This window comes from Flavobacterium sp. MR2016-29 (assembly GCF_015350695.1).
In the GTDB taxonomy this organism is placed as follows: Bacteria; Bacteroidota; Bacteroidia; order Flavobacteriales; family Flavobacteriaceae; genus Flavobacterium.
Genome location: NZ_JADKPU010000009.1, coordinates 149,171 through 159,864, shown reverse-complemented (window position 1 = coordinate 159,864; position 10,694 = coordinate 149,171). Strand labels below are relative to the sequence as shown.

Genomic DNA, 10,694 nt, shown 5'->3' with positions numbered 1-10,694 from the left:
CAATGCCAATTATATACATTTTAAAAACATCTGTCTTTAAACGTTTTTTAGTACATTTTAATAGAAATCATCCAGATTATGAAAAAAACATTAATGCTCTTCCTTGCATTCTTAGCTTTTACAGCATGCTCAAAACATCAAGAGAAAAAAAATATTACTATCACTGGAATAGATTCCACATTGCGGCCTGGTAATGATTTTTTTAAATATGTAAATGGCAAATGGTATGATTCTGTAGCAATACCTGCATCTCAAGCCGGAGTTGGTGCATATATGTTTATGAATTATCCGCAACGCATACGTCTGCAAGGAATATTAGATAGTATTTCGCAAAGCAAGAATCCAGCAGGAAGTATAGCACAAAAGGTAGGAGACTTTTATGCATCTGGTATGGATACGGTAACAATTGACAAACGCGGTTATACGCCTATCAAACCCTTACTTGCCAATATTGAAGCAATTAGTGATTTACCATCTTTAATGAAATTTGTAGTTAATGAGGTAAAAGTGGGCAATCCTTCTATTATAGGTTTTGCAGTTTCACCCGATGAAAAAAACAGCAGTATAAACATTGCCCAAATTTATCAAACGGGTATTGGTTTGCCTGACAGGGACTATTATTTCAAATCAGATTCATCAACTGTTGCCATACAAGCAGCGTATAAAAAATACCTTGCTGCATTATTTCAACAAACGGGCAGCAATGCTCAAGACGCTAAAAAGAATGCTGATCTGGTTTATGATATTGACAAACAGCTAGCCGTTTCGCATAAAACAAAAGTAGAACTTCGGGATGTACAGGCAAATTATAATAAAATGGCTGTGAGGGATCTTGTAAAAAGACATTCCAATATTAACTGGAGTACTTTTTTAAATGATTTAGGTGCTCAAACCGATTCTATTAATGTAGGCCAGCCTGCCTATTATGATGCCCTTAATAAGCTCTTAAAAAACATTCCCATTGCTAATTGGAAAATTTACCTGAAAGCAAATTCTTTAGAAAGATATGCAGATGATTTAAGTAAACCTTTTGTAGATGCCTCATTTGAGTATACCAAAGTGCTTTCTGGTCAAGCAGTTCAAAAAACACGTGGCGAAAAAATGGCTAATGTCCTTGATAATTATTTAGGCGAAGCATTGGGTGAATTATATGTAAAGAAATATTTTTCAGAAGATGCCAAAAAACGCATGTTAATCCTCGTGAATAACCTCCAAAAAGCATATGCTAAAAGAATTGATAATTTAGCATGGATGAGTCCCGGTACGAAACAAAAAGCCAAGGAAAAACTGTTTGCCATGACAAAGAAAATAGGATATCCAGATAAATGGAAAGACTACAGCAAGGTACATATAGAAAGAAATACCTATTTTGAGAATATGGTTTCGGCCGCGACAGCTGCTTATCAATTTCAATTAGCAAAATTGGGCAAACCGGTCGATAAATCAGAATGGTATACTACGCCTCCGACAGTTACTGCATATAATAACCCTACTGCAAATGAAATTGTTTTTCCTGCAGGTATTTTACAGCCCCCATATTTTGACAATAATGCAGATGATGCTCTAAACTATGGAGGTATTGGAATGGTTATAGGCCATGAAATAACCCATACTTTTGATGATCAGGGTGCGCAATACGACAAAGATGGAAACTTAAAAAACTGGTGGAAAAAAGAGGATTATGCACAGTTTAAATCAAGAATACAGCAGGTGATCAATTTGTACAGTACCTATACCGTTTTAGGCGATCTGCATATTAATGGCGCAATGACAGTTGGCGAAAATACTGCAGATATTGCTGGAATAGCAGTTGCCTATGATGCTTTTAAAATGACCGAACAAGGAAAAGGCAATACAAAAATCGACGGTTTTACTGCAGATCAACGCTTCTTTATTTCTATAGCCAAAATATGGAGAGTAAAAATGAAAGACGAGTTCCTGCGATTGTGGATTAACAATAATCCGCATTCTCCACCAAATTGGCGTGTTAATGGTCCTCTAATGAATACGACACCTTTTTACAACGCCTTTAATGTACAACCTGGAGATAAAATGTTTTTGCCGAAGAAAGACAGAATAACAATTTGGTAGTGCCCTTGGCTCTCCAAGTGGTCTTGAAAAACTGTGCAAATACAAGTCTCGAAAACTTTCAAGACTTGTATTTGCACAGTTTTTTAGTTTCCTAGAAATTGTAAATTTTAGAAAAGTCCCTAAATTTTATATTTTAGCTTAAAAACAAAAAAAGCCTCAGATTTCTCTGAAGCTTTTACTTAGTAGCGGGAACAGGACTCGAACCTGTGACCTTCGGGTTATGAGCCCGACGAGCTGCCTACTGCTCTATCCCGCGATGTTTCGGGTGCAAAGATACACAGTTAATACGGTTATGCAAAGAAATTACTGAATTATTTTTATTGCATCTTATTTTTGCTGATAACTTATTAAAATGTAGTACTTTATATTGTCTTTTGCGAATTCCTGATTTCAGATATTTTATTTGTCGTAGTTCTTCTCTTCTTTTATTTCCTGTTCGATTCTTTTATTGATGTTTATTTTGGCATCCGTGAAAACAAAAATGGTTGTTTTATATTCACGGGCAAATTTATCAGTGATCTCGCCAGAAATTTTAGCAGTCTTAAAGTACGGACTAGTTTCTTTTATTTCATCATTGTTTTCATCGAATTCCTTAACTCTGATCAGATTTTTGTATAAAATATTTAGATTAAACCAATTGACATAATCGGCATTAAAAGAAACCGCTTTTATTCCTTTTTTAGTATAATAATTAATGGCTCCTGCTTGTCCATAATTGTCACAAAGTATGAGAGTTTTTTCAGGATTTTCCAATGTAGAATAAACAGAATCGGTTTTTCGTGCGAGTTCTTTCCAGCCTAACATATCAGCAAAATCTTGAGGCAGTGCATGATCTTTTCCATCTTCCCAGCGAAGCATTCCTAATTTCTGGTATTTCTCAGGATGCTTTACGATATATTCCGGACTTTTATTGGGGAAAGCCAAATTGTAAATCGGAATAAAAAGCAATATAGGAATCAGAATGAAAACCGGCCTTAAATATTTTTTCCAACCAGAATTCAAAACATCAGAAAGAAAAACAGCTCCAAAAGCAATATAAATTGGATACAAACCAATTGCATAATATGCTTTTGCCTTGAAATAAATAAAAACAATTAAGGTGAAAATTATCGAGCCAAAAAAGAATTTATATTTCTCGAAAGGCTTATAAAATAATAAAGCATAAAAAGCTGAAAGAATTACAAAAATAGAACCGATAAAAAATAATATTTGTTCTTTTAAAAATCCCATACGATCAACATTTACCAATTGCGTTTCGGCTAATTCCTTCATATGGTGCACTATGGGGAAATGATTGTTGTATTGCCATAAAAGATTCGGCAGAATTAATAGTATTCCTAAAATCGACGCAAAATAAAATTTTTTGTTTGCTAATATTGTTCTTTGTTTAGACAATAAAAGAGCAGGGAAGAAGCCAATCAGCAAAAACAAAATATTGTATTTATTTAAGAAGCCGAAAGCAAAAACAATTGCTCCTATATAAAACCATTTCGATTTTTCAGTTGTGATATATTGTATGACAACGTAATAAAATGCTGTCCAGCATAAAACATCGAGAGAGTTTGGCTGATAAAGCATGTTTATTCGCAATAGAGAAGAAAGCAAAATACAAGTTGCACCCAAAACTAGAGCGTATAAATTTCCTTTAAGCAATTCTGTCGTTTTCCAAACAACTAAAAGCGTTAACGCACCAAAAAGGGCAGGGAAGAATTTTACCCAAAAAACCGAATTACCAAGCAAAAAGATTAAATAAGAAAACCAAGATGTAACAGGCGGAACTGATAAATAGCCCCAAGCCAAATGATGTGCCTGATCAAGATGCAGATATTCGTCACGCTGTAAATCATATTCAGGACTTAGTAAAACATATTGCAGTACAAATTTTAAAATTATAAACCCAATTAAAATTATAGTTTTCTTGGTCATGAATATTTGGTTTACAGTTTATTAATGATGAAGCTAATATATAATTTATTTTGGATTTTGATTCAAATCAAAGCGTTATGAAATGATATAAAAATAGCCTCAGATTTCTCTGAAGCTATTTTTATAAATATTAAATTTCTTTTTTGAAAATTTTTTTTAAAAAAAATTATTCCTCCAAAGCTGTTTCAAATTCCATGTGATCGATAGTTTCTACTTCTGCTTGTGCAGGTTTAGAGGCTTTCAAGGCATTGAATCTTTCAAGCATTTCTGTTTCGCCTTCTTCACCGCTGAAATAAGGGAAAACATCCATAATTGGTGATTCTGAAATCGCCGGAATCGAATATTCACCCATTGTGTTTTTCATTACATGAATGGTATTATCAAAAGCTTCACGAACGTCATTTGCCTGAACAAGCATATACATACTGGTTTTTCTTTCTTTCCCGCTTTCTTCATCATAAGCAATCAAAGAAACTTTCGATTTAAACCAGCGATCTGCATTTTCAAAAGGATGAATTTCAGCATAATTCGCCACTTTAATATTTGTGATTTTAAATTCTTCACTAATATAAGCTGCCATTTCTTCATTAATTCTTTTTTCAGCTTCCGTATAAGACAAAGCATCAACCAAATAAGGTTCTGTCAATACTTTTTGCCCGCCTGTTTCATCTGTTTTTCTATATTTTACTTTGCATTCGTACCAAGTTGCGCTCATCTCTATTAATTTTTAAGGATGCCAAAGATAGATTTTACAGGAAAATAACAGCTGAATTCTCGAAATAGATATTCACAATTTTGAGTTTCTTTTTGTAAAGATTTGAATATCAGATAAAAAATAATCGGACTTATACAGCAATCTTTTTTACATAAAAAGCATTTTTTGTATATTTGAGTATGGATATAAATCTCAAAAACCTTTCAGTAAGGCCTGCCACAAATGCTGATTTGCCCGATCTTGCAAAATTTCTTCAATTTCTTGTTGAAGCCGAGCGCCCGTTTGATCCAACATTAAAAGACGGAGAAATTTTCTATTACGATATAAAAGACCTTATATTAGATAAAGCGACTGAAGTTTTGGTTATGGATTATGATAATCAGATCATTGGGTGCGGATACGCTCAAATACGATCAGCAAAAGCGTATGAAAAACATGAATTATTTGGATATCTTGGTTTCATGTTTGTTCTGCCGGAATTCAGAGGACATGGACTCAATAACGTATTGCTTAACGAACTTAAAAAATGGGTTTTATCTCAAGGAATAACTGAAGTCAGACTTGAAGTATATCATGACAATGATCCTGCAGTTAGGGCTTACGAAAAAGCAGGTTTCAAACAAATATTGACAACAATGCGCTGTGAAATTAGCCCAAAGAATTTTGATTAAAAAAAAGCTCCAGATTTCTCTGAAGCTTTTGTGTTATTGGTAAAGTATATCTTTAAAAATTTGTATTTACTTTTTTAGAACGATCTGCAATGTATGAGATAAGCCAAGCTTTTGGACCTTCTTTTACAAAATATATTTTCTTATTTTCTAAATCTGGAATACTTTCCAGGCAAGCCAATAATATATTATTTGCTGAAATAAGATATTTCTGGTCATAAATACTTAGAACTCTAGCAGCTTCTTTATTGGTTTTGGCAAGGTTAGTAAACTTGGTAAAATTATTCTTTAAGATAGCATCATAGTCTATAACATCTTGCATATTTAAAGGGACAAAATGCTCTTTAGGATTATCATCATAAGATAGTGTTGCAAACGCCCATACGGCTCCGCCAGATAAATAGATTTTTTCTTTTTTTCCAATAGCAGGATTGGTATCGAACATTTCTTTTATCTTCTTGCGCAACACGGGGTTAAAATCAAAAGATTTTTCCTGATATACAGATATGTCATTCGCTTGGTTTTGATTTGCAACTGTCTTTTTTACAGCATCTGTAAGTGTCATTGTACCAAAATCAAGTTCCAAAGGTATAAACTCTAATTTGTTATCTTTAAGTTCATCAATATAACCACCTTTAGTATTTTGAGCACCAATATCTAGCAGTAGGGCATCAGCATAATCGACAGGCGGTATAGAACCTTTTACTAGTACTTTCGCTTCTTCAGCAACATTGATAACATCAAGATCCTTATTGGTCAAGGTTGTAATTTTGCTTTTTAAAGCATCAAAGTTGGTGGCAGATCCAAAAACGGATGCAGCTACTATAAATATATTTTCTTCAGGAACTTTAAATTGCGTTCTAATTTTCGTCAATTCATTAAAAACGATAACTCCAGCACTGTTGATATCTTCCTGAGTAAGCAGGCCGTCAGCCGCAATATGTTTTGCAAAACTAAGACCTTCTTCGTTCAAGAAATAGACAATCTTATATTCTGCTTTCTTAATGTTGTTTACCTCAAGAACTGAAACTTTTATAGTTCTGCGGCTGATTTCAATTCCGGCATAAAGATTTTTTTGAGAAAATGAAGTAACGGAAAAGAATAAAGATAAAACGATAAAAAATAAAATTTGGGATTTGTTTTTTTTAAGCATTGGATTTAATTATGATTATAATATAATTTGTTTTGAGTAAGACTTTACATTAATTTTTATGGTATTTATGTGAAAGTCATAATTTTGAATTAAAAATAAAGGGTTTCAATACAAGATCGCAAATTTATAAAAAGATTTACTAACATAAATGCAGTTGCAGCGAAAACATGTTATTAAATTATTAAGATAGTTTTCATATTGAAAAAGAGTAATAATCGAAAAATATGCGCCAAACAAAAAGTATCTGATGTAGTTTGTACGAAAAAAGAATATATTTGAAATGCATTAAAACTTGACTAATCCTTCGGCAATCTTCAAAAGAATGAACAAAAGACTTATAATTAGAAATTTTACAATTAAAAGCATTTTTATTTTAGAAGCCCCTTTAATTAATGTGAAGTATCATAAGGTAATACCACTGGTTTTGTTGTTGCTGCAATCCATAAATTTAATAGGGCAAGGGATAAAAACTAGTGTTGAAAAATTAGAATATAATATAACAGATAAAATAGTTGTACAGTATCAAATTGCAAAAGAAGTTGACCCAAATGAAGAACTTGATCAAAGTCAATTCAAGGTGGTGGAAGGACCAAGTAAAAACATTTCTCTAACGTATGTTAACGGAAAGTCTGTTTCCAGCACTGTGTATACATATGTTATAGAAGCACGCAAGACGGGAAAATTAGATTTGCCTCAATTGACAATGCATTTTGAAGGCAAGGATATAAAATCTGAAAAACTGTATATTAACGTAGTTGGCGTATTGTTGACAGAACAGCAGATATCTGATAAAATTAAATCTGCAAATTCTCCGTATAAAGAATATCATGTGGGGCAAGCTTTTGAGATTAGTCTGCCAGCATATATTAAACAGGCGGAGGGAATTAATAGTGATGCAGCAATCGAATATGTAAATAGGGAAAATAATATTTACGGCTATACATTAGTTGAAACTAAAGAAGATATTCTACTATCAGGAGGAAAATACACTACACTAGATGCATATCATGGAAATATAATTAAAAATTTCTCAAAAGATTTAGCAAAAAAAACAGTCTCCACACCATTATCTAATAAAGGTAAAGAAATCAGTTTTATAGAAAATGATGTGACTTATTTTGATGCAGAAACAAATAAAGATTTGTATTATTTTATCGGGTCAGTAGAGACAAAAACAGCTTTTTATACCGTTGTTTTATATACATTCAATAAAAACAAAAGCGAGTTTAAAGCAGACTTTCAAAAAATATTATACAGTTTAAAAGACTAGACAAAATGAAATACAAAATAGTAGTGACGTTGCTTTTTTTTATCATGTTTCATCCTTTAATGGCACAGCAAATAACTATTGATATTAAAAAATTAAATTATAAGGTTGATGAAACGATAGACATAACGTATCGTATAGAAAAACAGGTTGATTCAGCTGCAATAGAAAATAAGAATTTTACAATAGTAAGCGGCCCTAATATAAGCACAACTCCAAATTTCTCCGAAGTTTCTTTTGTTTTAAAAGCTTTTACAATAGGACGAATAAAAGTCCCAACTTTGACTATGCATTGCAAAGACGAAAATATCAAGTCGAACGATTTATTTGTTGAAATTACTAATAAAGAATTTACGAGTGAAGACTTAAAATTAATTGCATACAAAACAGGACATTCCTTTAATGTGAGTTTACCTGCTTATTTGAGCAAAACAGCTGAAATGAATAGTTCTTCAGGAATAGAATTTAAAAGTGAAAAAGATGATGTTCACGGCTATGTGTTTTTTGAAAATAAAAAAAATAAGAACATACGAAAATCCTTCTCTGCTAATGAATATTATGAACTATTCATAAAAGATTTCATGATTGAGCAACAACAAAGAAAAGTTTCAAAACAACAGTTTTTAAAGAAGGGCGAAATAAATTTTATCGAAAGCGAGATGACATTTTTCGATAAAGCAAAAAAGAAGAAAATGTATTATTTCATTGGTATCGCAGAAACAGATAAGGCTTTTTATCAATTTATTTCATGGACGCCGGAAGACAAAAAAGTAAAAATTAAAACAGACTTTGAAAATATTTTTTTCAGTATAAAAGATTAAAGATGGTTATAGCGCCGGAACGTTTAGCAGTTGTTAATACTTCAAAACTAAAAAAGTAACAACCAAACAGAATAATAATATATGAAAATAACAACATTAATTTTTGCTTTAACTTTTGGACTTACAGCATTCGGACAGGCTCAAAAAACAAAAATTTTATTAATAGGAACTATTCATTTTGAAACCCCGCATACAGATCAATTTGAACTAAAAACGGACGATTTTTTGAGTGCAAAGAGACAAAAAGAATTAGAAGATTTAACGAATATTCTGTCTCAAACAAAAGCGAATAAAGTAATGATTGAAAGACCATTAGAAAATCAACGTTCCAGCGACAGTTTGTATAATTTATATGTAACAGATCATTATAAACTTACAGTTTCAGAAAGAGAACAAATTGGTTTTAGGCTTGCTAAAAAATTAAAATTAAATCAAGTAAACTGTATAGACAAATTTTATGCAATGCATGATAGCTTAGTGGGTGTTACTGCAAAAGAAAATAATCAGCTTTATTTGCTAAAAGATTTAGGAACAGTGGCAAATGCTATGCTAAATGATTATAATAATAAATTGAAAAAAGGCACAATAACCGAAGTTTTAAAATACCTTAATCAACCTGAAGAATTAAAAAAAAATTTATCAATTTATCTAAAATTTATAACAAAGATTGGAGCCGGTAAAAATTTTGCAGGAGCAGAATCGGTATCAGATTGGTATTTAAGAAATCTTGCTATTTATTCAAATATCATAACTCAAGTTAAATCTTCAGACAAATATGTTATTTTAATTTTTGGACAAGGACATATTCCAATATTAAAACATCTGGTGCAAAATAATGATGACTTTGAAGTCGTTGAATTAAATAGTGTTCTTAAATAACAGTCGCTAATAAATTCTGTCACAAATCTAGGTTAAATGAAATTTAAGTAAAAAAAGATAAGATTGTTTTTATCTAGTTTCGATACTTATTTTAATTCTTTCGAAATGTAGAAATCGATTCTTAATAATTTAAGTGATGAAAAAAAGTATTTTTATCTATTTGTTTATAATTTTTTGTTTTTGTAGTTGTGTTTCAAGTAATAAAAAAACTTTCGGTATAACATCAAAAAAGGAATTAATTTACATAAGCATAAATAAAATAGATGCTTTAAAAATAACTGAAGATGTTGTTAAATTTGCGAAATTCATAAATCCTGATTTTGCACAAGAGAATTTTGGAGAATTACAGATCAAGCCAACAGATTTAATTGTAAAAGAATTAAATAATTGTAATTTGTATAAAATTTGGAATATTCAAAATTGGGAAAAAATTGACCTTAATAATGATAATAAAACCGATCTGCTTTTTACAGGCTATTGGTATGGAAGCTATCGTCAATACGCTATAGTATATGTGGAATCAGATAAATATAAGTTGTTTAATTTATCAGAAAACATAGATATTGCCTGTAAAATTGTAAAGCCTATTATTGTAGATAATAAAAGTGGATTACTTGTTAATAATTACAAAACAGATCTAGAGACTGTTTACAAACTAAAAATGATTCATTTTGCAGATACTCTAACCTATAAATTTAATTACTTCATAGAAAAGAGTAAGAAGGCTGTAAATTATGATATACAGCATATAAAATTTATTTCAGAAAACAATTTTGAAATTGAGATTGATAAAAATCAAAATGCTCATTACACTTGTTTAAATGTTTTGAATGTGTCTCATTTAAAAGGTAATTTTTATAAAGGTGAATCAAGAAAAAAAATTGATAAGACTATATTTAATGATATTAGTAAATTACTTGAATATATTAATGTTTCAGATTTACCAAACGAGTTTGCAATAGATGGCTATGATTTTTCTACAGTTTGGCTTGAAATTAAATTTAAAAATGGAACTGTTAAAAAAATAAAAGATTATGGTTATCAAGGAACTTATGGACTAAATGCAACATATGATAAGATGAAAAATATAGCATTACAAACCGATTGGAAGTAGTAAATTGTATTGAATTAAAAAATATTGCGCCTAACAACCACTACAATAGATTTGGGTTAT

9 protein-coding genes and 1 tRNA gene are annotated in these 10,694 nt (G+C 30.9%); 6 read left to right on the top strand and 4 right to left on the bottom strand.

Translation table 11 applies throughout. The annotated features are described in order from the left end of the window. Window positions 1-78 precede the first annotated feature (78 nt). On the top strand, window positions 79-2,091 hold the full coding sequence (locus tag IR010_RS17865; RefSeq protein WP_194605696.1) for a M13 family metallopeptidase: 2,013 nt from the start codon (window positions 79-81) through the stop codon (window positions 2,089-2,091). A 183-nt stretch (window positions 2,092-2,274) separates the two neighbouring features. On the opposite strand, the gene IR010_RS17860 is transcribed toward IR010_RS17865, so the two are convergent. The 3 genes from IR010_RS17860 to IR010_RS17850 all read right to left on the bottom strand — a co-directional run bounded on the left by IR010_RS17860 (window position 2,275) and on the right by IR010_RS17850 (window position 4,732). Beyond that, window positions 2,275-2,347: transfer RNA gene (locus IR010_RS17860), tRNA-Met, on the bottom strand. Window positions 2,348-2,490: 143 nt separating this feature from the next. Beyond that, a complete protein-coding gene (locus IR010_RS17855; RefSeq protein WP_194605694.1) occupies window positions 2,491-4,017 on the bottom strand; it encodes a glycosyltransferase family 39 protein in 1,527 nt (508 codons plus the stop codon). 166 nt (window positions 4,018-4,183) lie between these two features. After that, complete coding sequence (locus IR010_RS17850) at window positions 4,184-4,732, bottom strand: DUF4494 domain-containing protein (RefSeq protein WP_029273375.1); 549 nt, start codon at window positions 4,730-4,732, stop codon at window positions 4,184-4,186. A 179-nt stretch (window positions 4,733-4,911) separates the two neighbouring features. Between IR010_RS17850 and IR010_RS17845 the strand changes: the two genes are divergently transcribed. Continuing rightward, window positions 4,912-5,403 (top strand): GNAT family N-acetyltransferase, encoded by a 492-nt coding sequence (locus IR010_RS17845; RefSeq protein WP_194570712.1) that lies wholly within the window; start codon window positions 4,912-4,914, stop codon window positions 5,401-5,403. Window positions 5,404-5,455: 52 nt separating this feature from the next. On the opposite strand, the gene IR010_RS17840 is transcribed toward IR010_RS17845, so the two are convergent. Next, the gene (locus tag IR010_RS17840) at window positions 5,456-6,553 is read right to left on the bottom strand and encodes an exopolyphosphatase (protein WP_194570711.1); all 1,098 of its coding nucleotides are present in this window, start codon (window positions 6,551-6,553) and stop codon (window positions 5,456-5,458) included. 322 nt (window positions 6,554-6,875) lie between these two features. Here IR010_RS17840 and IR010_RS17835 point away from each other — a divergent pair, with 322 nt between their 5' ends. The 4 genes from IR010_RS17835 to IR010_RS17820 all read left to right on the top strand — a co-directional run bounded on the left by IR010_RS17835 (window position 6,876) and on the right by IR010_RS17820 (window position 10,634). Continuing rightward, the gene (locus tag IR010_RS17835; RefSeq protein ID WP_194570710.1) at window positions 6,876-7,823 is read left to right on the top strand and encodes a BatD family protein; all 948 of its coding nucleotides are present in this window, start codon (window positions 6,876-6,878) and stop codon (window positions 7,821-7,823) included. A gap of 5 nt (window positions 7,824-7,828) precedes the next feature. Further along, window positions 7,829-8,641, top strand: coding sequence for a hypothetical protein (locus IR010_RS17830; RefSeq protein ID WP_194570709.1), 813 nt, complete (start codon window positions 7,829-7,831; stop codon window positions 8,639-8,641). 81 nt (window positions 8,642-8,722) lie between these two features. After that, the gene (locus IR010_RS17825; RefSeq protein ID WP_194605692.1) at window positions 8,723-9,520 is read left to right on the top strand and encodes a DUF5694 domain-containing protein; all 798 of its coding nucleotides are present in this window, start codon (window positions 8,723-8,725) and stop codon (window positions 9,518-9,520) included. Between the two features lie 136 nt (window positions 9,521-9,656). Beyond that, complete coding sequence (locus IR010_RS17820) at window positions 9,657-10,634, top strand: hypothetical protein (RefSeq protein ID WP_194605691.1); 978 nt, start codon at window positions 9,657-9,659, stop codon at window positions 10,632-10,634. Window positions 10,635-10,694 lie beyond the last annotated feature (60 nt).

What these genes read in the sequence shown, in the direction of transcription:
- IR010_RS17865 (WP_194605696.1), top strand. Translation starts at nt 79, where the DNA reads ATGAAAAAAACATTAATGCTCTTCCTTGCATTCTTAGCTTTTACAGCA.
- IR010_RS17820 (WP_194605691.1), top strand. Translation starts at nt 9,657, where the DNA reads ATGAAAAAAAGTATTTTTATCTATTTGTTTATAATTTTTTGTTTTTGT.
- IR010_RS17835 (WP_194570710.1), top strand. Translation starts at nt 6,876, where the DNA reads ATGAACAAAAGACTTATAATTAGAAATTTTACAATTAAAAGCATTTTT.
- IR010_RS17850 (WP_029273375.1), bottom strand. Translation starts at nt 4,732, where the DNA reads ATGAGCGCAACTTGGTACGAATGCAAAGTAAAATATAGAAAAACAGAT.
- IR010_RS17845 (WP_194570712.1), top strand. Translation starts at nt 4,912, where the DNA reads ATGGATATAAATCTCAAAAACCTTTCAGTAAGGCCTGCCACAAATGCT.
- IR010_RS17825 (WP_194605692.1), top strand. Translation starts at nt 8,723, where the DNA reads ATGAAAATAACAACATTAATTTTTGCTTTAACTTTTGGACTTACAGCA.
- IR010_RS17840 (WP_194570711.1), bottom strand. Translation starts at nt 6,553, where the DNA reads ATGCTTAAAAAAAACAAATCCCAAATTTTATTTTTTATCGTTTTATCT.
- IR010_RS17855 (WP_194605694.1), bottom strand. Translation starts at nt 4,017, where the DNA reads ATGACCAAGAAAACTATAATTTTAATTGGGTTTATAATTTTAAAATTT.
- IR010_RS17830 (WP_194570709.1), top strand. Translation starts at nt 7,829, where the DNA reads ATGAAATACAAAATAGTAGTGACGTTGCTTTTTTTTATCATGTTTCAT.